The 19,349-nt window shown below is 68.6% G+C and carries 15 protein-coding genes and 1 pseudogene; 8 read left to right on the plus strand and 8 right to left on the minus strand.

The annotated features are described in order from the left end of the window. The 7 genes from E3T48_RS05390 to E3T48_RS05420 all read left to right on the plus strand — a co-directional run. Positions 1 to 731, plus strand: a 731-nt coding sequence (locus E3T48_RS05390; protein ID WP_166789646.1) for a glycerate kinase, incomplete at its 5' end; no start/stop codon positions are given. A gap of 52 nt (positions 732 to 783) precedes the next feature. Continuing rightward, the gene (locus E3T48_RS05395) at positions 784 to 1,803 is read left to right on the plus strand and encodes a LacI family DNA-binding transcriptional regulator (protein ID WP_134522828.1); all 1,020 of its coding nucleotides are present in this window, start codon (positions 784 to 786) and stop codon (positions 1,801 to 1,803) included. A gap of 233 nt (positions 1,804 to 2,036) precedes the next feature. Then, a complete protein-coding gene (locus E3T48_RS05400) occupies positions 2,037 to 3,377 on the plus strand; it encodes an ABC transporter substrate-binding protein (RefSeq protein ID WP_134522803.1) in 1,341 nt (446 codons plus the stop codon). Positions 3,378 to 3,478: 101 nt separating this feature from the next. Next, entirely contained in the window at positions 3,479 to 4,435 is a 957-nt protein-coding gene (locus tag E3T48_RS05405) for a carbohydrate ABC transporter permease (protein ID WP_231382741.1), read from the plus strand. Further along, on the plus strand, positions 4,435 to 5,373 hold the full coding sequence (locus E3T48_RS05410; RefSeq protein WP_134522804.1) for a carbohydrate ABC transporter permease: 939 nt from the start codon (positions 4,435 to 4,437) through the stop codon (positions 5,371 to 5,373). Before E3T48_RS05405 ends, E3T48_RS05410 begins: the two co-directional genes overlap by 1 nt. Positions 5,374 to 5,443: 70 nt before the next feature. Continuing rightward, complete coding sequence (gene arfA / locus E3T48_RS05415) at positions 5,444 to 6,961, plus strand: arabinosylfuranosidase ArfA (protein WP_134522805.1); 1,518 nt, start codon at positions 5,444 to 5,446, stop codon at positions 6,959 to 6,961. A 225-nt stretch (positions 6,962 to 7,186) separates the two neighbouring features. Further along, entirely contained in the window at positions 7,187 to 7,945 is a 759-nt protein-coding gene (locus tag E3T48_RS05420) for an aldose epimerase family protein (protein ID WP_338145222.1), read from the plus strand. Positions 7,946 to 7,975: 30 nt separating this feature from the next. On the opposite strand, the gene E3T48_RS05425 is transcribed toward E3T48_RS05420, so the two are convergent. The 6 genes from E3T48_RS05425 to E3T48_RS05450 form a co-directional block, all read right to left on the minus strand. Continuing rightward, complete coding sequence (locus E3T48_RS05425; protein ID WP_134522806.1) at positions 7,976 to 9,496, minus strand: xylulokinase; 1,521 nt, start codon at positions 9,494 to 9,496, stop codon at positions 7,976 to 7,978. Positions 9,497 to 9,729: 233 nt separating this feature from the next. Next, positions 9,730 to 10,920, minus strand: a complete 1,191-nt coding sequence (xylA, locus tag E3T48_RS05430; protein WP_134522807.1) for a xylose isomerase — start codon at positions 10,918 to 10,920, stop codon at positions 9,730 to 9,732. Positions 10,921 to 11,031: 111 nt separating this feature from the next. After that, complete coding sequence (locus tag E3T48_RS05435; RefSeq protein ID WP_134522808.1) at positions 11,032 to 13,461, minus strand: beta-xylosidase/alpha-l-arabinosidase; 2,430 nt, start codon at positions 13,459 to 13,461, stop codon at positions 11,032 to 11,034. Then, complete coding sequence (locus tag E3T48_RS05440; protein ID WP_134522809.1) at positions 13,461 to 14,279, minus strand: carbohydrate ABC transporter permease; 819 nt, start codon at positions 14,277 to 14,279, stop codon at positions 13,461 to 13,463. The genes E3T48_RS05435 and E3T48_RS05440 overlap by 1 nt, the downstream gene beginning before the upstream one ends. Further along, the gene (locus tag E3T48_RS05445) at positions 14,279 to 15,196 is read right to left on the minus strand and encodes a carbohydrate ABC transporter permease (protein ID WP_134522810.1); all 918 of its coding nucleotides are present in this window, start codon (positions 15,194 to 15,196) and stop codon (positions 14,279 to 14,281) included. The genes E3T48_RS05440 and E3T48_RS05445 overlap by 1 nt, the downstream gene beginning before the upstream one ends. Before the next feature lie 9 nt (positions 15,197 to 15,205). Continuing rightward, on the minus strand, positions 15,206 to 16,507 hold the full coding sequence (locus E3T48_RS05450) for an ABC transporter substrate-binding protein (protein WP_134522811.1): 1,302 nt from the start codon (positions 16,505 to 16,507) through the stop codon (positions 15,206 to 15,208). A 134-nt stretch (positions 16,508 to 16,641) separates the two neighbouring features. Here E3T48_RS05450 and E3T48_RS05455 point away from each other — a divergent pair, with 134 nt between their 5' ends. After that, complete coding sequence (locus E3T48_RS05455; RefSeq protein WP_134522812.1) at positions 16,642 to 17,682, plus strand: LacI family DNA-binding transcriptional regulator; 1,041 nt, start codon at positions 16,642 to 16,644, stop codon at positions 17,680 to 17,682. Here the strand turns inward: E3T48_RS05455 and E3T48_RS17170 are convergent. Then, positions 17,661 to 18,320: a beta-xylosidase family glycoside hydrolase gene (locus E3T48_RS17170; protein WP_338145223.1), complete on the minus strand. Its 660-nt coding sequence runs from the start codon at positions 18,318 to 18,320 to the stop codon at positions 17,661 to 17,663. The genes E3T48_RS05455 and E3T48_RS17170 overlap by 22 nt on opposite strands. A gap of 81 nt (positions 18,321 to 18,401) precedes the next feature. Beyond that, positions 18,402 to 19,303, minus strand: a pseudogene (locus E3T48_RS17180) (glycoside hydrolase family 43 protein); the annotation flags it as partial. Positions 19,304 to 19,349: the final 46 nt, after the last annotated feature.

The raw sequence follows: 19,349 nt of genomic DNA on the forward strand, positions 1-19,349 counted from the left end.
GCCTCGCCCGGCTGGCCGCCGTGGAGCGGACCGGCCTGCGCCCGCTGCCGCCGGGAGGGGCGCTCGTGCTCACGGACGTGACCAGTCCGCTGCTCGGCGAGCGGGGCGCGGCCGCCGTGTTCGGCCCGCAGAAGGGCGCGAGCCCGGAGCAGGTGGCGGAGCTGGAGACGGGGCTGGCCCGGTGGGCGGCGGTCGTCGGGGACGCGCGGGCCGGGGCCGGGGTTGGGACGGGGGTTGGGACTGCCGGTGCGAGGGCGAGTGACGGTGCCGCTCCGGGTGTGGGTGTGGGTGCGGGTGCGGGTGCCGCTGCGGGTGCGGGTGCCGCGGAGATGCTGGGCGCAGGGGCCGCGGGCGGCACGGGCTTCGGGCTGCTGGTCTGGGGAGCGACTCTCGCCCCGGGGGCCGATGCCGTGGCGGGGGCGCTGGGGGTTCCGGCGGCGGTGAGGGGGGCATCCGTCGTCGTGACCGGAGAAGGCCGGTTCGACTCGCAATCGGCGGCGGGGAAGGTGCCGGGCTACCTGGCCGCGCTCGCCGCCGACGCCGGGGCGCAGGCGATGCTCGTGGCCGGGCTGATTGAGGCGCCCACCACCGCTTTCACGATCGCGGTGTCCCTCACCGACCTCGCCGGCGGCCGGGAGGGTGCGACCCGCGACGCGGCCGCGTGGCTGGAGCGGGCCGGCGCGCGCCTCGCCGCTTCGTACCGGCCCGATGAAGGCGGTACAACGTTGTAACATGCGATGAGAACGGATGCCGACCATCCGTCAGTGAATGAACGGGGACTTCATGGCGGCAACGCTTCACGACGTCGCCCGGATCGCCGGGGTGTCGATCAAGACCGTCTCCAACGTGATCAACGACTACCCGCACATCCGCCCGACGACCAAGCAGCGGGTGCTCGACGCGATCGCAGAGCTTGACTACCGGCCCAATCTCTCGGCCCGCAGCCTGCGCTCCGGGCGAACCGGGGTGATCGGACTTGCCGTTCCCGAGCTGTCGTTGAGCTACTTCGCAGAACTGGCGGATGCTGTGATCCGCTCTGCCGAACGCCACGGTGTCACTGTGCTGATCGAACAAACCGGCGGCGACCGCGCCCGCGAGATCGAGCTGCTCACGAGCCCCCGTCGCCAACTCACGGACGGGCTGATCTTCAGCGCGCTGGGCATGGACAGTGATGATTCCGAATACCTGCGGGTGGGCTATCCGCTTGTACTCCTCGGCGAGCGGATCTTCGGCGGGCCGACCGATCACGTCACCATGCGAAACGTCGATGCCGCCCGGGCCGCCACGGAGCACCTGATCGCTCTCGGCCGGCGTCGGATCGCCGTCATCGGCGCCCATGAAGGCGAGGTCATCGGGTCGGCGGGCCTGCGCCTACGCGGTTACCGCGAGGCGCTCGAGGCCGCGGGGATCCCGTTCGACCCTGCCCTGATCGGTTACACGACCCTGTGGCACCGCTCCAACGGCGCCGACGCGATGCGCGCGTTGCTCGCCTCCGGAGTGGAGTTCGACGCGGTTTTCGGGCTCAACGACACCCTCACCCTGGGTGCCATGCGGGTGCTGCAGGAGGCCGGGTTGCGCATCCCGAAGGATGTCGCCGCCATCGGCTTCGATGACCTGGATGAGGCACAGTACAGTCTGCCGACCCTGACCACGATCGACCCGGGTCGGGAGGAGATCGCCGAGACGGCCGTGCGGGTGCTTCTGGAGCGCATCGCGTCGACCGACCTGGCGCTACCGCCACGGGAGATCCTGGCCGACTTCCGGATCGTCGAACGCGAGTCCACGGCCCCCGCCGCCGCCTGATCCTCACGCAGGGATTCGTTCGGCCGAATCTTTCGAATTCACTTGACAGCGGGTCGCCAGGCTCGCATGATGAATTTACAACGTTTACCTACAACGTTGTAAACGCGTCGACGATGACTCGTCTCTCGCGTTGGTTCGTCCCACGCACCATCTCCCGCATGACTCAGTCGCCCCGGCACTGACCACAGCATTGAACAACGGTGTTCACGCACCGTGAGAGGAAACTACACGACATGAAGACCAAGCTCCTGGCCACGATCGGCGTCATTGCCGTCGCCGCGGCCGCCCTCACCGGATGCTCCGCCGGCACCGCGACCAAGACGGAAGCGTCCTGCACCAACAAGATCGTCAACAAGACCGCACCGCAGGTCACCGTCTGGGCCTGGTATCCCGCCTTCGAAGAGGTCGTCGACCTGTTCAACAAGACCCACGAGGACGTGCAGGTCTGTTGGACGAACGCCGGCCAGGGCAACGACGAGTACACCAAGTTCTCCACCGCGATCGAGTCGAAATCAGGTGCCCCCGACGTCGTCATGTTGGAGTCTGAGGTGCTCTCCAGCTTCACCATTCGCAAGGCGCTCGTCGACCTCACCGAGTTCGGCGCCAATGACGTGAAGGCCAACTACACCGAGGGGTCCTGGAAGGATGCCTCCAGTGGCGAGTCCGTGTACGCCATCCCCGTCGACGGCGGCCCGATGGGCATGCTCTATCGAAAGGACCTCTTCGACAAGTACTCGATCCCCGTGCCCACCACCTGGGCCGAGTTCGAGACTGCCGCGCAGACCTTGAAGACGGCCGGCTCCGATGGGGTTCTGGTCAACTTCCCGACCAACGGCCGTGCATTCAACCAGGCCCTCTTCGCCCAGGCCGGATCCGTCCCGTTCGTTTACGACTCGACCAGCCCGACCGACGTCGGCATCGCCGTCAACGACCAGGGGTCGAAAGACGTGCTGAACTACTGGAACGGCCTCGTGCAGAAGGGCCTCGTCACCACCGACGACGCCTTCACCGCCGATTACAACACGAGCCTCGTCGACGGCACCTATGCCGTCTACCTCGCCGCGGCCTGGGGCCCCGGCTACCTGCAGGGCCTGTCCGACGCCGACGCGGATGCCGTCTGGCGCGTCGCTCCACTGCCGCAGTGGGACGCCGCCAACCCGGTCCAGGTCAACTGGGGTGGCTCGACCTTCGCAGTGACCAGCCAGGCCACGGACAAGAAGCTCGCGGCCGAGGTCGCCATCGGAATCTTCGGCACCGACGAAGCCTGGAAGATCGGCGTGGAAAAGGGAGCCCTGTTCCCCTCCTACACGCCCATGCTCGATTCGGACTACTTCACCAACCTCGAGTACCCCTTCTTCGGCGGGCAGCAGATCAATAAGGAAGTCTTCCTGAACGCGGCTGCCGGCTACACAGGCGCCACCTTCAGTCCGTTCCAGAACTACGCGTACGACCAGCTGACCGAAGAGCTCTACTCGATGGTGCAGGGCGAGCAGGACGGTTCGAAGGCCCTCGACGACCTCCAGGCCAGCCTCGTCAAGTACGCGACGGAACAGGGCTTCACCGTCGCCAAGTAGGTCATCCGGCGATCCAGCCGTCCCCGCTGCCGGTCGGTCGACCACAACCGGCCGGCAGCACCGCACGCTCCTGCCCCGGCAGCCCAGCAAAGGACACGAACATGGCACTCACGACCGCGGCAAACGCGAAGAAGGCATTGTCGCCTCCGAGACGCGCGCCGCGACGAACCGGCATCGACCGGATGGACCGTAAACGCCAGAGGTGGGGCTGGCTCTTCGTGGCCCCGTTCGGGGTGGTCTTCCTCACTTTTCTCGTCGCGCCGCTCGCCTATGCATTCTGGATGAGCCTGCAGACGAACACCCTCGCCACGGGCACGACGTTCACCGGGCTGGCGAACTACGTCAAAGCGTTCAGCGACCCGATCTTCCTGGGTGGCCTCGGCCGGGTCGGCCAGTTCGCTCTGATCATGATCCCCGCCCAGATGATCGTCGCGCTCGTTGCCGCGCTCGTCCTCGACAATCTCTCCACCGCGCTGTCGAAGTTCTCCCGGCTGATGATCTTCGTGCCCTACGCCATCCCCGTCGTGATCGGCGCGCTGATGTGGGGATTCCTGTACAGCCCCCGATTCGGTCCCGCAACCGACATATTCGGCCTCATCGGGCTGGCAGCGCCCGACTTCCTGGCGAAAGGGAGCATCTTCGCGAGCCTGGTCAACATCGTGACCTGGCAGTGGGCCGGATACTACATGATCATCATCTACGCCGCCCTCCGCGGCATCGACCCGGCAATCTATGAGGCCGCGCGCCTGGACGGCGCGAACGGTCGCCAGATCGCCCTCCGGGTCAAGGTGCCCATGATCTCCTCGTCGATGGTCATGGTGCTGATCTTCTCCCTGATCGGCACTCTGCAGTTCTTCACCGAACCGCAGGTGCTGCGCGCCGTCGCCCAGGGTGCCATCCCGGTCTCGTACACCCCGAACATGTACGCATATTCGCTCGCGTTCTCCTACAGCCAGTTCAACTACGCCTCGGCGATCTCGTTCTCGCTCGGAATAGTGGTCTTCATCGGCTCCTACCTCTTCCTCTTCGTCACCCGCAAGCAGAGCGGACTCAAATAATGGCCATTCTCACGCCCCGAACGGATGTCCCGTCGGTTCCGGAAGGCATCGGCCCCACCGTGATCGTGCGACGGCGTAACTCGGGCCGCGACGGCGGCCGACGGATCGGGTCGCACGTGCTGCTGCTCGTGCTGGTGATCTACTTCATCACCCCGCTGTGGTGGCTGGCCGTCGCCGCGACCAAGGACACGTCGGGGCTGTTCAGCGGCACCGGCGGCCCGCTCTGGTTCGACAAGGACTTCAACCTGTTCAGCAACATCGCCGGGCTGTTCGAACACCAGGGCGGGATCTACTGGCGCTGGCTGGGAAATTCGTTCTTCTACGCGATCACCGGCGGCGTCGGCGCCACAGTACTTGCGGTGCTGGCCGGCTACGGGTTCGCCAAATACCGGTTTCGGGGCCGCAACGCGTTCTTCTCGTTGCTGCTCGGCGCCGTGATGGTGCCTATGACCGCACTTGTCATCCCGACCTTCGTGCTGTTGAGCAACATCGGCCTCGTCAACACGATCTGGGCGGTCATCCTGCCCTCGCTCCTGAGCCCCTTCGGCGTCTACCTGATGCGGGTGTACACCCAGGACGCGATTCCAGACGAACTGCTCGACGCTGCCCGAGTCGACGGAGCCGGTGAGTTGCGAACCTTCTTCCAGGTGGCGTTGCCTCTCCTGCGGCCGGCGATCGTCACCGTGCTGCTGCTCTCCGTGGTCGGCACCTGGAACAACTTCTTCCTGCCGTTGGCCGTGCTCAGCGACCCGAACCTGCTGCCTGTGACCGTGGGATTGAACAATTGGCAGGCGCTCTCGAACGCCGGGGCCGGCGGCGAGCAGGTCTGGAACCTGATCGTCACGGGCGCTTTCGTCTCGGTGCTGCCGCTCATCATCGCCTTCCTCTCCCTGCAGAAGTACTGGCAGGGCGGCCTGTCCCTCGGCGCGCTCAAGTAGTCGCCGATCCCGGCCCCGGGCATCCGTTTCTCATACTTTTCCACCTGACCCGCACGATGAAAGAAACCCCATGTCTACCGCTCGCCTGACCCTCGACCCTCACTTCCAGGTCGGAGCCATCAACCGTCGCCTCTTCGGATCGTTCGTCGAACACCTCGGCCGGTGTGTCTACGACGGCATCTACGAGCCAGGACACCCCACGGCCGACCCGGAGGGCTTCCGCGAAGACGTCATCGACCTTGTCAAGGAGCTTGGCGTCTCTGCGATCCGGTATCCCGGCGGCAATTTCGTCTCCGGCTTCCGCTGGGAGGACAGCGTCGGGCCGCGGGCCGAGCGCCCCACGCGGCTGGACCTGGCCTGGCATTCCACCGAGACCAACCAGATCGGCCTGCACGAGTTCTCGTCATGGCTCGAAAAGGTCGGCAGTGAACTCATGCTCGCTGTCAACCTCGGCACCCGGGGTGTGGCCGAGGCCCTGGACTTGCTCGAGTACGCCAACCTCGGCAATGGCACCGCCCTCGCCGAGCAGCGGATCAAGAACGGAAAACGGGATGCCTTCGGCATCAAGATGTGGTGCCTGGGCAACGAGATGGACGGGCCGTGGCAGCTCGGCCACCGCTCGGCCGATGACTACGGCAAGATCGCCTCGCGCACCGCGAAGGGAATGCGCCAGCTCGACCCGTCGATCGAGCTGGTTGTCTGCGGGTCGTCGAGCGCACAGATGCCGACCTTCGGCGAGTGGGAGCGCGTCGTGCTCGGCCACACCTACGACGACGTGGACTATATTTCCTGCCACGCCTATTACGAAGAGAAGGACGGCGACCTCGGATCGTTCCTGGCCTCCGGCGTGAACATGGACCGGTTCATCGAATCGGTGGTCGCCACGGCCGACCACGTGAAGGCCGTCAACGGCAGCGACAAGACCATCAACATCTCCTTCGACGAGTGGAACGTCTGGTACATCGACAGGTTCGAGGGTGTCGACAAGATCACCGGCATCGACAACTGGCCGGTCGCGCCGCGCCTGCTCGAGGACGCGTACACGGTGGCGGATGCCGTGGTGTTCGGCAGCCTGCTGATTTCGCTGCTCAAGCATGCGGACCGGGTGACGAGCGCGTCGTTGGCGCAGTTGGTCAACGTCATCGCGCCGATCATGACCGAGCCGAACGGCCCGGCCTGGCGGCAGAGCACGTTCTTCCCGTTCGCGCTCACTTCGCGGCTGGCCACCGGGGTCACGCTCGAGGTGAAGCTCGAGGCGGACAGTTACGACACCGCCGTGTACGGGACCGTGCCGCTGGTCGACGCGGTGGCGACGCACGATGCGACGAGCGGGGCGACATCCGTCTTCCTGGTGAATCGTTCGCAGACCGAGGACGCCCTGATCACGATCGACATCGCCGCTCTCGGCTCGGTCGGGATCGTCGACGTCCAGACGCTGACCGACGCGGATGTCTACGCCGCGAACACGCTTGACGCGCGCGACCGCGTAGGGCTGGCAGCGAACGCATCCGCCGCCGTCGGCACAGGCGTGGTCACTCTGACCCTGCCGCCGGTGTCGTGGACGGCGCTGGCGCTGCGGACGGAGTGACGGTCGTGGCCGGGGTCTCGGCGAACGGCATCCAGTACGAGTTCGAGTGGCACGGGTACCGGGCCGTGGTGACCGGGACCGGGGCCGGCCTGCGATTGCTTCAGCACGACGGGCGGGACCTGATCGTCGGCTTCCCCGCCGACGAGCCGATGCCGAACTTCCGCGGCGCCCTGGCCCAACCGGATCGCCTCGGGTTGTTACCCGGTCGACGGTGTCGACCGGCAGCTGCCGGTCAACGAACCGGGCCGGGAGTGCGCCCTGCACGGGCTCGTCTTCGACCGGGACTGGCGGCTACTCGAACGAACCACGGCAGAGGTCGTCCTCGGGCTCCGGCTGTCGTCAAGCGCCGGCTACCCGTTCGACCTGGATCTGGTCGCCCGGTATGAGCTCGGCCCCGACGGGCTCACGACGACCGTCGAGGCCACGAACGTCGGCAGGGGCACGGCACCCTATGGAGTGTGCCCGCACCCCTACCTCAGGGCGGGGGACTCGCCGCTCGACAGCTGGCTGCTCACCCTGCCGGCCGACAGCTACCTGCGCGTCACGCCCGATCGGCTGCTGCCCGCTGGTCTCGCCGAGGTCGCCGACGGTGCCGACGGTTCGTTCGACTTTCGCAGGCCCCGCTCGATCGGCGCCACGAAGATCGACCATGCCTTCACCGGGATCGTGCGAGAGCCGGCGAGGAAGGGGTCCGGCCGCGATGGACTGGTCGGGGGAAGCCTCAGTGCCGAGCTCGGCACTGGCCTGGCAACCGTCGAGCTGAGGGAAGTGTCCGGCCGTGGGGTGGCGATGAGTTTCGGCCCCGAGTGCGGGTGGCTGCAGATTCACACGGCCGATCTGCCTGCCCCGGGACTCAACCGTCTGGGACTGGCCGTCGAACCGATGACGTGCCCGCCGGATGCCTTCAATTCCGGGACCGACCTGATCCGCCTGGCGCCGGGGGAGTCGCATCGGGAGAGCTGGAGCATCCGCGCGCTGGAGTGACCCGCCGCGGGCGGAGGGCGGAACGGGCGGTCAGCCGGTGACCCGGTGCGCCGCGTACTGTGCCTGGATGACAGGCTGGAAGTCCTGCGCCGGCTGGGCGGCGATGGACAGCGGCCAGTCCGGCCGGTGATCGGCGAGCGCCCAGGCCGCCTGGACGGCGGCGCCGTCCGCGACATACTCGCCGGGGGCCGGCACTACGACCGGGTTCTCGAACAGCTGGGCGGCGATCGTGCGCACGGCCGGGTTCTGGGCCGCGCCGCCGATCAGCAGGATGCGGGACACCGCCACGCCCTGGGCCCGCACGGCGTCGAGCCCGTCGGCGAGCCCGCAGAGGAGCCCCTCGACCGCCGCGCGGGCGAGGTTCGGCCGGGTCGCCCCGGCCAGGGTCAGGCCGAACAGGGTGGCGGTCGCGTCGGGCAGGTTCGGGGTGCGCTCGCCCTCGAAATAAGGCTGGAGCACAAGCCCGCCGGCACCGGGCTCGGCCTCGAGGGCGAGCCGGCCGAGCTCGTCATGGTCGACGCCGAGCAGCCCGCGCACGGCGTCGAGCACCCGGGCGGCGTTGAGCGTGGCGACGAGGGGCAGGAAGAGCCCGCTGGCGTCGGCGAATCCCGCGACCGTGCCGGAGGCATCCGTCGCCGGGTGGTCGGTCACCGCGAACACGGTGCCGCTCGTGCCGATCGACACGATCACGTCGCCGTCGGATGCGCCGAGGCCGAGCGCGGCGCCGGCGTTGTCGCCCGCGCCGACGCCGACGACGATCCCGGCCGGGATGTCGCCTGTGGCGGGGCGTGCTTCAGACGGAGATTCTTGGCCGACGGTGGCGTGTCGCGGCACGGATGCCGGCGTGTCGCCGGACTCTCCGATCGACGGGGCGGGCAGGTGCACGGTCGTGCCGGCGGAGGCGCCGGGGCCGAGTACGCGGGGAAGGACTGCGGCGTGGCCGAGGGCGCGCTCGAATAGTCCACGGTCGTAGTCGCCGGTGACGGGGGACCAGTAGCCGGTGCCGCTCGCGTCGGACCGGTCGGTGGTCAGGGCGGAGAGGTCGGGGCCGAGCGGGCTCCGGCCGGCCGGGCCGTAGCCGAGCAGCCGCCAGGTGAGCCAGTCGTGCGGGAGCACCACGGCGGCGACGCGCGCGGCGTTGGCGGGTTCGGCATCCCGGAGCCAGCGCAGCTTGGTGGCGGTGAATGAGGCCACGGGCACGACGCCGGTGCGGCGCGCGTACTCGCCGGCGCCCACCTCGGCGACGAGGTCGGCCGCGGCCGGGGCGCTGCGGGTGTCGTTCCAGAGCAGGGCCGGGCGGATGACCTCGCCGTCGCCGTCCAGCGCGACCATGCCGTGCTGCTGCGCCGCGATCGAGAGGGCGGCGACATCCGCGAGCCCGCCGGCGTCGGCGAGGGCGGCGTGCAGCGCGTCCCACCACTGCTCCGGATCGACCTCGGTGCCGTCCGGATGCGACGCCCGCCCGCTCCGCACGAGGGCGCCCGTTGCGGCATCCCGGATGACGACCTTGCAACTCTGCGTCGACGAGTCGACTCCGGCAACCAGTGTCATGGCTTCATTCTCCGCTCGATGGGCCGTTCTCAATGAGGGTGTGGTGCATAACTCCTGCAATTTCTGCGGGAGGGATTCGACCGCCTCGGAATTCCGGGGCTCCCCGTGCCAGGACCTCGAAATTGCAGGAGTTGCGAACGGGGAGACCCGGGTGACCGGGACAGGCGCCCGCGGCGGAATGTCGCGCCCCCCAGGTGAGCGTGACATGCCGCACCAGGGGGCGCGGACGCCGGCTAGCGGGCGCCGAGCAGGTGCTCGAGGGCCAGCTGCTGCAGCCGCACGAAGCCGAAGCCCTTGCCGCCGAAGTACGCGTCGGTGTCGAAGTCCTCGTAGGAGGCGCGGTCGGCGAGCAGGTCGTCGTAGCTCTCGCCTTCGCCGAGGGTCGGCAGCGCGAGGTCGGGCACCTTGGCCGCGGCGAGCATCTGCTGCACCTCGGGGTCGGCACGGAAGGCCTTGGCGCGTTCCTTGAGCAGCAGGTAGGTCTGGATGTTCGCCTTGGCGGAGTCCCAGACGCCGGTGATGTCCTCGGTGCGGCTCGGCTTGTAGTCGAAGTGGCGCGGGCCGTCGTAGGCCTGGCCGCCGTTCGGGCCGCCGTTCTCGAGCAGGTCGACGAGGGCGAACGCGTTGTGCAGGTCGCCGTGGCCGAAGACGAGGTCCTGGTCGTACTTGATGCCGCGCTGGCCGTTGAGGTCGATGTGGAACAGCTTGCCCTGGTACAGCGCCTGGGCGATGCCGGCGGCGAAGTTGAGACCTGCCATCTGCTCGTGGCCGACCTCGGGGTTCACGCCCACAATTTCAGGGCGCTCGAGGGTCGTGATGAACGCCATCGCGTGGCCGACGGTCGGAAGCAGGATGTCGCCGCGGGGTTCGTTCGGCTTGGGCTCGATCGCGAAGCGGATGTCGTAGCCCTTGTCGGTGACGTAGTCGCCGAGCAGGTTGACGGCCTCGCGGTAGCGGGAGAGGGCCGAGCGGATGTCCTTGGCCGAGTCGTACTCCGCGCCTTCGCGTCCGCCCCACATCACGAACGTCTTCGCGCCGAGCTCGGCGGCGAGGTCGAGGTTGCGGAGCACCTTGCGGAGGGCGAAGCGGCGGACGCTGCGGTCGTTCGAGGTGAAGCCGCCGTCCTTGAAGACCGGCTCGCTGAACAGGTTGGTCGTGATCATCGGGATGATCAGGCCGGTGTCTGCACAGGCCTGCTTGACGCGGTCGATCTGCGACCGGCGCTTCTCCTCGGTGCAGCCGAAGGGGAACAGATCGTTGTCATGGAAGGTCAGGCCGTACGCCCCGATTTTCGCCAGGTTCTCCACGGCGTCGACGACGTCGAGCGGCGGACGGGTCGGCCCACCGAACGGGTCGGCGCCGTTGTAGCCGATGGTCCAGAGGCCAAAGGAGAATTTGTCTGCGGGGGTGGGCGTGATGGCCATGAGGTTCCTTGTCTGTCAGCGACGTTGGTGATTTGTTGTAGCTAAGAACATATTAGTGCAGAATCCGCGCCGGCGCGACTGCCGGGCGGGAATCGGCGAGCAAGAGCCCGGTCAGGGACGCGGTGCCACGGACACCGGTGCCACGGACGGTGCCACGGACACCGGTGCCACGGGCGGTGCCACGGACACCGGTGCCACGAGCGAGCGGGTCTGGTCGACCGTGCGCGTCTGTCCGGTCAGGGCAGTCGGCTGTGCGTAGGCGATCCGGGAGCTCGAGTGCCCGAGGCGAAGCTCGAGAAGCCCGGGCTCGACGATGCGGTCGCCGTCGCGCCCGGTGAACGAGGCAAGGTCGGCGTGCACGGTAAACGTGATTCGCACGCTCTCGCCGGGCTCGAGGTCGACCCGGTGATAGCCGACCAGCCGGTTCACCGGGCGCACGACGGATGCCACGGGGTCGTGCAGGTAGAGCTGCACCACGTCGGCGCCGCGCCGGTCACCCGCGTTGGTGACGGTGAGCGCCACAGTGGTGGCGGCATCCGTGGCGAACTCGGCTGCACCGACCGCCGGGTCGGTCCAGTCGAAACTCGTATAGCCGAGACCGTGCCCGAAGGCGAAACGGGCGGTCGGATCGAGGTTGGACACCTCACTGAGCGTGCCGAGCGGTGAGGCGAGGTAGCCGGCCGGCTGCCCTCCCGCCCGGTTGGGGATGCTCACCGGCAGCCGGCCGGACGGGTTGACGCGCCCGCTGACCACACCGGCGATCGCGCCGGCTCCCTCCTCGCCGGGGAAGAAGGATTGGAGCACGGCGGCGGAGCGCTCCGGCGCGTCGTGCAGGAAGTAGGGTCGGCCGGCCACGAGCACGGTCACCACCGGGGTCCCGGCGGCGAGCACGGCATCGAGCAGGGACCACTGGCGGCCGGGCAGGTCAAGCGACTCGGCGTCGCAGCCCTCGCCGGAAGTGCCGCGGCCGAAGAGACCGGGCCGGTCGCCGAGCACCGCGATGACAAGGTCCGCGTCCGCGGCGGCCGCACAGGCCGCGGCGATCCCGGACTCGTCGGTGCCGTCGACAGTGACTCCGGCCGCGTAGCTCACTCGCGCGAGCGGGTACTCGGCGCGGACGGCCTCGAGCACGGTACAGATCTCGATGCCGATCGGCGTCTCCGGGTGCAGCGTACCGACGTGGCCCGGGAACGAATAGCATCCGAGGAGGTTGAGGGCGTCGTGGGCATTAGGGCCGATGACGGCGATCCGTCGCACCGCGGGCAGCGGCAGCGTCCCGTCGGTGCTGAGCAGCACGATGGACTGTTCGGCCACCCGGCGCGCCGTCAGGCGGTCGGCCGCCTGGTCGAGGTCGACCCGGCCGCGCACCGCGTCGATGTCGGCGAGGTCGGCCTCGGTCCAACCGGCGGGCAGCGGGGACCAGCCGGACTCGAGCAGGCCGAGGTCGAGTTTCTGCAGGAGCACCCGGCGGGCCGCCCGATCGATGTAGTCCAGGGGCAGGCGCCCCGCGGCGACCTCGGCGAGGAGCGGCTCGGCGAAGGTCTTGACCGTGGGCAGCTCGACGTCGACCCCGGCGCGCAGCGCCTGGGCTGCGGCGTCTCCCCAGGTGCCGGCGACGCCGTGCAGGGCCTTGAGGAACGCGATCCCGAAGTAATCGGCCACGACGGTACCGGTGAAGCCCCACCGGTCACGGAGAAGCTCCGTGAGCAGGGTCGGGTCGGCGGCCGTCGGCACGCCGTCCACATCGGTATAGGCGTGCATGACCGAGCGCACGCCGCCGTCGCGGATGGCCATCTCGAAGGGCGGGACCAGCACGTCGTTGAATTCGCGCGCTCCGATCGACACGGGGGCGAGATTGCGCCCGGCCTTCGACGCCGAGTAGCCGATAAAATGCTTGAGGGTGGCGACGATACCGGCGGATTCGAGTCCGCGCACGTAGGCGGTCGCGATGGTGCCGACGAGCGTCGGGTCCTCTCCGATGGTCTCCTCGACGCGGCCCCAGCGGGCGTCGCGCACGACGTCGAGCACGGGCGCGAGGCCCTGGTGCACGCCGACGGAGCGCATGCTCGCGCCGATCCGGCCCGACATCTCCCGCACCAGGGCCGGGTTGAAGGTCGCACCCCAGGCCAGGGGGACCGGGTAGGCGGTCGCTCCCCACGCCGTGAAGCCGGCGAGGCATTCCTCGTGGGCGAGGGCGGGGATGCCGAAGCGGCCGGCCGCGGTGATCCGGCGCTGGCTGCGCACGAGCGAGACCACCCCGATCGCGGCGTCGACGGGGCCGGAGCCGAACGGCCGGGTGAGCTGGCCGAGGCCGTGCGGGAGCAACTCGTCGAGGTCGACGACCTCTTCCATGTCGTGCTGGTAGGGGGCGACGCCGCCGCCGTCACTCGCGGCGCCGACCCACACCCCGTAGAGCTGGGCGATCTTCTCCCGGATGGTCATCGCGGCGAGGAGGGCGTCGACGCGCTCGCCGGCGGACAGTGTGGTGTCGTGCCAGGCCGGAGTTGCGGCATCCGCGGGCACAGGGACGGTCGTGGGCATTACTTTCCTCCGACGCCCATGAGGCCCTGGACAAGGGCGCGCCTGGCGAAGAGATAGACGAGCAGGACGGGGAGCATCGACAGCAACACGGCCGCCATCAGGCCGGGGATGTTGATGCCGTACTGGGACTGGAAATCGAACAGTCCGAGGGTGATGACCTTGGTCGACGCCGACTGGGTCAGGATCAGGGGGAAGAGGAACCCGTTCCAGGCCTGCAGCGCCGAGAACACGATGATGGTCGAGATGCCGCCCTTGGAAAGCGGCAGCACGAGCCGGAAGAAACTGCGCATGGGCGTCGCCCCGTCCATGGCCATGGCCTCGTAGAGTTCCGGCGTGATGTCACGCATGCTGCCGCTCAGGATGAGGGTGCAGATCGGCAGGCAGAACGCGGCGGTCGGCAGGATGATTCCGATCAGGCTGTCGTAGAGGCCGGCGACGGTGATCAGGTAGAAGATCGGCACGATCACAGCCTGGGCCGGGATCGCGAGTCCGAGCAGGAAGGTGCGGAAGACGAGGGAGATGCCGCGGCTCCGGCTGCGCACGACCGCGTAAGCCAGCGGCGGCACGAGCACGACGACGATTCCGACGACGCTCACCGTGACGATCGCCGTGTTGAGCACGTAGGCGAGGAAACCGCTGCTGACCAGGGCAGTGAAGTTCTCCAGGGTGAAGCTGCCCGGCAGTGACAATGGGCCCTTGGCGGCGTAGCCCTGCTGGCTCTGGATCGTCGCGGTGAGCATGACGTAGATCGGCACGAGCACGATCAGGAGCCAGATGACGCTGCCGGCCCCCGCGATGTAGTTCGGTTTGGCCTTCATCAGATGCCCTCCTGCACGCTGTGCATCTTGTCGTAGCCGGTGACCCTGACCAGGACCAGGGAAATTGTCGTCGCGATAATGACGAGGACGAGCGCGATCGCGCTTGCGACGCCGAAGTCGAACGACTGGAACGCCTTCCGATACATGTAGAACGCGGTGATCGTCGTGTCGGTTCCCGGGCCGCCCTTGGTCAGGATGAGCACCGTGTCGAACGTCGTCAGACCGCCGACGACCATGAGGATGACGGAGGTGACGATGGTGTTGCGCAGCTGCGGCAGGGTGATGCTGAAGAACTTTCGGACCGTTCCCGCGCCGTCGATATCGGCGGCCTGGTAGAGCACCGGCGGGACTGAACGGGCCGCGCCCTGGTAGAGGAGCGTGTGCAGGGGAGTGAACTGCCAGGCCCCGACGAACGTGAGCACGGCAATCGCGCCGGCCTGGGTGCCGAGCACGTTGCCGTCGCCGCCGAAGAAGCTGCTGAACTGCCCGGGGAGGCCGAAGTTCGGGTCGAGCAGGGCCCGCCAGAGCACCGAGACCGCGGCGGAGGAGAGCAGGAGCGGCACGAAATAGATGGCCGAGAGGATGGCCCGGTTCTTCTGGTGGCCGGCCGCCCACGTGCCGAGCAGGATGCTCAACGGCGTCTGGATGGCGACCCCGAGCAGGGTCAATAGCGCGCTCAACCAGAGGCTCTGCATCATGACCTTGTCGCCGGCGAGCTTGACCCAGTTGTCGAGGCCGTTGAACGCGGGATTGCCGAGGCCGCTCCAGCTGGTGAAGGACATCACCGCGACGCCGATCAGCGGGAGGATGGCGAAGAGCGCGAAGAACAGGGTGGCGGGGAGCGCCCAGGCGAAGCCCGGGCGGCCCGCATTGGGGCCGCCCGGGTGCCGTGGGCGCCCGGTGTCGGAGCGCGTCATGTCAGGTTCCTAGAGCGCCTGCATCGCGGCGATGAAGCCGTCGACGTCCAGCTTGCCGCTGAAGAACTGCGCGACGGCGGTGTGCATGTCGGCGGAGGCCGACTGCGGGTAGGCCTGGTCCCAGGAGAGCTGGAAGGCAGGTGCATCCTGCACCATCGTGAATTGGAAGGCGGCGTAGGTCGGGTCGGCGGCCTGGTCGAGGAACTTCTCGGTCGAGGTCGTCGTCGTCAGATTGCCGATCGCGAGCTGGGCCTGCACGAACTCATCGGAGTACATGAGCTTGAGGAAATCGCGGGCGGTGTCGGGGTACCGGGTGGCTTTGATGACGGAGTAATAGTTGTTGGTGTTGCCGACGAGGTCCGCGGCGTCACCCTTTCCTCCCGTGACGGTGGGGAAGGTGGCGTAACCGAGGTTGGCGGCGGTCCAGTCCTTGTCGGCGCTCTGCTGGGTGGAGTACTCCCACGAGCCCATCAGCTCGAATGCAGCCTTGCCGGTGCGTAGCAGGGCGGGCGAACCGCCGTCGACGAAGCTGACCGAGTCGAAGTTGGAGCCGAAGGCTCCTGCGTCGATGAGTTCCTTGAGCTTGGTGAGGGCGGCGCGGCTGTCCTTGCTGTCCCACGCACTCGAGTCGCCGCCGATTGCCTTCGTCAGCAGATCGGGGCCGGCCACCCGGTCAAACATGTACTCGTACCACATCAGTGTCGGCCACTGGTCGGCGCCACCGAGGGCGATCGGGGTGATTCCCTTGTCTTTGAGAATCTTCACGGAGGCCAGCAGGTCGTCCCAGGTTTTCGGGGATTCGATACCGGCGTCGGTGAGCACCTGCTTGTTGTTGAACAGGATGACCGGCTGGGTGCCGCGCATCGGAATGCCATACGGCACGCCGTCGATCGCGGCGGCGTTGAAGACCGAGGGGAGGAACGACGACTCGAGCTTGGGGTCGTCCTTGATCATTCCGGTCAGCGGGAGGAGCAGGTCGGCCTTCACGAACGGCTGGATGCTGCCGCCGCCCCAATTGAAGAAGATGTCGGGGGCCGACGCGGTGCTGATGATCGTCTGGAGCTTCTGCTGGTAGTTGGCGCCGGGGATGCGGTCGAGGATGACCTTGACGTCGGACGTCGCGTTGAACTTCTTGACCATTGCCTCTTCGACCGTGTTGCCCGCATCGCCATAGACGGCGACGTGGATCACGTTCTCCGGGCGGTTGCTCGCCGCTCCGCTCGCGGTGGAGCACGCGGTGAGCGTCACTCCCAGCGCGAGTACTGCTGTGCCGGCGATGGCCCGGATGAGCCACGTGCTCTTGTTCGACATTGAACGCCTCTCGAAAGTTTCGACAATCTTGCCGAAAGTGATTAGGATGGTTGGAGTCTAGGTCGCCGGTTATGTTGCGTCAAGCCACAAACCGACCGAGACTCGAATTCGACGCCCCGAGAAAGGAACCTCAGATGGGAAAGACCACCGCGGAGGACCCCGAACGCGTCACCCTCGCGGCGATCTCGGTCCTCGCCGGGGTGTCGCTGTCGACCGTGTCCAAGGTGCTCAATGGGCGGGGAGACGTCGCGGCCTCGACCCGGAGCCGGGTCGAGGCGCTCCTCGCGGAGCACGGCTACAGCCGCCGGGGCGACGCAGCCGCCTCGGCGCCCCTGCTCGAGCTCGTCTTCCACGAGCTCGAGAGCGTGTGGGCGATCGAGATCATCCGCGGCGTCGAGCGGGTGGCCAGGGAACACGGGATGAGCATCATCCTGACCGAGAGCGGGGACCGGCATTCGCCCGACCTCGATTGGATCGACGGGGTGATCGCCCGCAACCCGGCCGGGGTGATCCTCGTCTTCTCCGACCTCTCGGCCGGGCACAAGCAGCAGCTCGCCACCCGCGGCATCCCCTTCGTCGTCGTCGATCCGGCGGGAGACCCTGCCCCCGACGTGCCGTCGATCGGCTCGGCCAACTGGTCGGGCGGGCTCGCGGCGACCCGGCACCTGATCGACCTCGGGCACACCCGGATCGGCATGATCAGCGGCCCGTTCGACATGATGTGCTCGAGCGCACGGATCGGCGGCTATCGGGCCGCCCTCGACGCCGCGGGGATCACCTTCGACCCGGCGCTCGTGCTCGAGGGCGACTTCCACCCCGAGGGTGCCAGGCTGCGCGCACTCGAACTGCTCGAGCGTGCCGACCGCCCCACCGCCATCTTCGCCGGAAGCGACCTGCAGGCGATGGGGGTCTACGAGGCGGCCAGAGCACTCGGCCTCGCGATCCCCGCCGACTTGTCCGTCGTCGGCTACGACGACCTGCCGCTGGCCCGCTGGGTGGGCCCGCCGCTCACGACCGTTCGCCAACCGCTCACCGAGATGGCGGAGGAGGCGGCGCGGCTCGCGCTCCGGCTCCGGCGCGAACCCGGTCTCGAGGTGCAGCGGATGGACCTGGCCACGAGCCTGGTCTCGCGCCAGAGCACGGCGCGCGTCGATCAGGCGGTCGCCGGCCGGTAGTCGAAGGCCGTGACGACGGCCGGCCGGGCGGCGTCGCCGGTGGCGAACGGGCCGACAAGCGTGCCCACGAAACCGCCGGCCCATTCGGTGGTGAGCACCCCGGCATCCGTCTCGGCGACCGGGTAGCTGGTGCCGCCGGCAGTCGCGACCAGCGCGACCTCTCGCCCGGACAACCGTGCCTCGAGACGCACGCCGGCCGGGTCGGCAGCCTCGGCCGGGTTGAGGCGCACGCTGCCCAGGACCCGATCGACCCCGCCGTCACGTTCGATCGCGGTCACGAGCGCGCCCGAGGTCCCCGTGCGCAACTCGAGCCGGAGCTGGAACGCCCCGCTCTGCCGCAGGGCCAGCCCCGCGGTCAGCCCGGGGGCAGGCGGGACTACCCGGATGCCGGCGCTCGCATCCGGATGCCGCCAGCGGTAGCCGAGGAACGCGGCCTGGCCGGCAGAACCCAGGTCGTGGCCGGTCGGGGTCAGTCGCAATCCGCCTGGTCCGGTCTTCGCGAAACTCGCCTGGCCGCGCAGGCTCAGCCAGTGACCGGCCGGAGCCGCTGCGGAGAAGTCGTCGTGCAGCCCGGCCGAGGTCGGCATAGCCGCGCCGGGCGGAGAGTCGAAGGGCGTGCTGCCGGCCGCGCTGAGCATCCCGGCCCCCGGGTTCACGACCGGCCAGTCGTCCTCCCAGGCCACCGGAGCCAGGAAGGTCTCCCGGCCGAGCAGGTGGCCGCCGGCCCGGGGCCGCACCCCGAGGGCGAGCGCCCACCACGATCCGTCGGGGCCGTCGACGAGGTCGGCGTGGCCGACGTTCTGCACCGCGGCCGTGCGGCCGAGGTGGCGGTGGGTCAGGATCGGGTTGCCGGGGTTGCCCTCGTAGGGGCCGGTGACGCGGCGCGAGCGGGCGACCGACACGGCATGATGCTGCTCGGTGCCGCCCTCGGCCGCGACGAGGTAGAACCAGCCGTCGCGCTGGAGAGGTGCGGCCCCTCCGCCCAGACCGCTCCGTGCAGGGCGCCGTTCCAGAGGATGTGTTCCTCCCCGACGAGCGCGCCGGCGGCCAGGTCGAGTTCTCGCAGCCAGATCTCGGTCTGATCGGGGTACGCGCCGGGTTCGACCAGCCTGCAGCCGGCCCACCAGGCCGTGCCGGCGTCGAAGAAGAGGTCCGGGTCGATGCCCCTGGCCTCGTCGATCCAGATCGGGTCTGACCAGGGGCCGGCAGGGTCGGTGGCGGTGACCAGGAAGGAGCCGTCGCGCTCGCCGCCGACGCTTGTGCAGGCCAGGTAGAAGCGACCGTCGTGATGGCGGAGGGTGGGGGCGTAGAGGCCGCCCGAGTCGGGGACCCCGGCCAGGTCGAGCTGGCCCGGCCGGTCGATCGCGTGTCCGATCGGTGTCCAGGTCACCAAGTCGGTGCTCGAGTGCAGCGGAAGGCCCGGGAAGTACTCGAACGAGGAGGTCACGAGGTAGAAGGTGTCCTCGACCCGGCACACCGATGGGTCGGGGTGCATGCCTGGCAGGACGGGATTCGAGTACGCGGTCATGCTTGACACCCTAGTGACCGGCCATGCCGAGCGGCGCCGGGTTTGGTGGTTGTCTCCTGGTTCACAGGTGCTATATGTTGGAGCCGTCAACATAAACGGTTCGACCGGATGTCGACCCAGCGTTACAAGGAGGTGATCG

The sequence above is a fragment of the Cryobacterium fucosi genome (assembly GCF_004403515.1).
GTDB lineage: Bacteria > Actinomycetota > Actinomycetes > Actinomycetales > Microbacteriaceae > Cryobacterium > Cryobacterium fucosi.

Excerpts from the sequence above, each read along its gene's own strand:
- E3T48_RS05395 (WP_134522828.1), top strand. The coding sequence starts at position 784 with ATGGCGGCAACGCTTCACGACGTCGCCCGGATCGCCGGGGTGTCGATC.
- E3T48_RS05400 (WP_134522803.1), top strand. The coding sequence starts at position 2,037 with ATGAAGACCAAGCTCCTGGCCACGATCGGCGTCATTGCCGTCGCCGCG.
- E3T48_RS05405 (WP_231382741.1), top strand. The coding sequence starts at position 3,479 with ATGGCACTCACGACCGCGGCAAACGCGAAGAAGGCATTGTCGCCTCCG.
- E3T48_RS05410 (WP_134522804.1), top strand. The coding sequence starts at position 4,435 with ATGGCCATTCTCACGCCCCGAACGGATGTCCCGTCGGTTCCGGAAGGC.
- arfA (WP_134522805.1), top strand. The coding sequence starts at position 5,444 with ATGTCTACCGCTCGCCTGACCCTCGACCCTCACTTCCAGGTCGGAGCC.
- E3T48_RS05425 (WP_134522806.1), bottom strand. The coding sequence starts at position 9,496 with ATGACACTGGTTGCCGGAGTCGACTCGTCGACGCAGAGTTGCAAGGTC.
- xylA (WP_134522807.1), bottom strand. The coding sequence starts at position 10,920 with ATGGCCATCACGCCCACCCCCGCAGACAAATTCTCCTTTGGCCTCTGG.
- E3T48_RS05435 (WP_134522808.1), bottom strand. The coding sequence starts at position 13,461 with ATGCCCACGACCGTCCCTGTGCCCGCGGATGCCGCAACTCCGGCCTGG.
- E3T48_RS05440 (WP_134522809.1), bottom strand. The coding sequence starts at position 14,279 with ATGAAGGCCAAACCGAACTACATCGCGGGGGCCGGCAGCGTCATCTGG.
- E3T48_RS05445 (WP_134522810.1), bottom strand. The coding sequence starts at position 15,196 with ATGACGCGCTCCGACACCGGGCGCCCACGGCACCCGGGCGGCCCCAAT.
- E3T48_RS05450 (WP_134522811.1), bottom strand. The coding sequence starts at position 16,507 with ATGTCGAACAAGAGCACGTGGCTCATCCGGGCCATCGCCGGCACAGCA.
- E3T48_RS05455 (WP_134522812.1), top strand. The coding sequence starts at position 16,642 with ATGGGAAAGACCACCGCGGAGGACCCCGAACGCGTCACCCTCGCGGCG.
- E3T48_RS17170 (WP_338145223.1), bottom strand. The coding sequence starts at position 18,320 with ATGCTCAGCGCGGCCGGCAGCACGCCCTTCGACTCTCCGCCCGGCGCG.